This is a genomic window from Leisingera sp. JC1, from assembly GCF_001679925.1.
In the GTDB taxonomy this organism is placed as follows: domain Bacteria; phylum Pseudomonadota; class Alphaproteobacteria; order Rhodobacterales; family Rhodobacteraceae; genus Leisingera.
Window position 1 is genome coordinate 1 of record NZ_LYUZ01000020.1, and the last position, 1,232, is coordinate 1,232.

A 1,232-nucleotide genomic window follows, 5' to 3' on the forward strand; every position below is an offset into this window, starting at 1 on the left:
GATTTTCCTCGGTTTGGTGGCTACAGCACAAGTGAAACACCCGGTCCCATCCCGAACCCGGAAGTTAAGCACTGTCGCGCCGATGGTACTTGGGCTCAAGCCCTGGGAGAGTAGGTCACCGCCAAACCTAGTAAAATCCAAACATCTCTCTAAACGATAACAAAACACCTGACGCGGGATGGAGCAGCCAGGTAGCTCGTCAGGCTCATAACCTGAAGGTCGCAGGTTCAAATCCTGCTCCCGCAACCACTTTTACCGAACACCCAAGCGTGTTCCCGTCAAGCCCTTCTCCGGAAGGGCTTTTTGCGTTTTGGGCCAGGCCGATCATCGCTGCCAGCGCGCCTTCGAGAGCCACCGTGGCCTAGCCGTTCTTGTGGCTTACCACCACGCGCTCGATGAGACCGCGTACCGTCTCCAGGGCCTCAGTGCGGACCTCTGGGTCTGCGAGGGTCGCGGAAAGCTCGGCGACCTTCTTTCGGTAAAGCTCAGAGAGATTGGGATTGAACCGAACCGGTTCTGGGGCAGGAGCCGCGAGTTCGAAATCTAGCTCTGAGAGGCGTGCCTCCAGTTCTTCCAGCCGAACCAGAAGACCGGGGGTGCGGAGGCCTTCTGCAATCGCGTCATAAAGCCCGTCAAGCTTGTGACTGGCGGTGGCGCGTTCGGACTTGAGCCGCGCGCGGGCTGCTTCCTGGCTGTCAGCTTCGGTGTTGGCGGCCATTGTGAATGCCTTGACGAAGGCGGCGACGGCATCGGGCTGCATCAGCCTGGCGCGCAACAAGTTCAGCACGGCTTCTTCCAAAATCGGGCGCCGCACGGATTCCTTGTGATTGCAGGTTCCGAGCTTACGGGCGGCGGAGCAGGCAAGGTAGTCCCGGCCCGCAGCCGCCAGCGGCCCGCCACAGCTGCCGCAGAATGCAATCCCGGTCAGGAGATGCAGTTTACGCCGCTTCTCCCAGAAGCGGGTGGCTTTCATGGCCTGTACCCGGTGTAAATGCTGGATTGAATTTCCCCGGAAGTGCTGGCGCAAATTTCCCCACCTCGCGGGTTCGGCGATCAGCCGCGATGGTGATCGGCACCTCCGTTTTTTGGTGGCCGGCCGCGCCGTTTCGGCGGGAGCGGCGGTGCAATGTTGGCATGGGCGCGGGTGTGCTCGGGGATCAGGTCAGCATGTTTGCGCAACCGGTAGCTGGCGCCCTCGATCTGGACCACAACGGCATGGTGCAACAGTCGGT

Annotated in this window: 1 protein-coding gene, 1 tRNA gene and 1 rRNA gene; 2 read left to right on the forward strand and 1 reads right to left on the reverse strand. The window is 61.0% G+C overall.

Going from position 1 to position 1,232, the window contains the following annotated elements; translation table 11 throughout:
- The first annotated feature begins 12 nt into the window (after positions 1-12).
- Positions 13-127, forward strand: a 5S ribosomal RNA gene (gene rrf / locus A9D60_RS03615).
- A gap of 45 nt (positions 128-172) precedes the next feature.
- Positions 173-249 (forward strand) — tRNA-Met (locus tag A9D60_RS03620).
- A gap of 112 nt (positions 250-361) precedes the next feature.
- Here the strand turns inward: A9D60_RS03620 and A9D60_RS03625 are convergent.
- Positions 362-1,027 carry a zinc ribbon domain-containing protein gene (locus tag A9D60_RS03625; protein WP_175392883.1) on the reverse strand — a complete coding sequence of 222 codons (666 nt, stop codon included), beginning with the start codon at positions 1,025-1,027 and terminating at the stop codon, positions 362-364.
- Positions 1,028-1,232 lie beyond the last annotated feature (205 nt).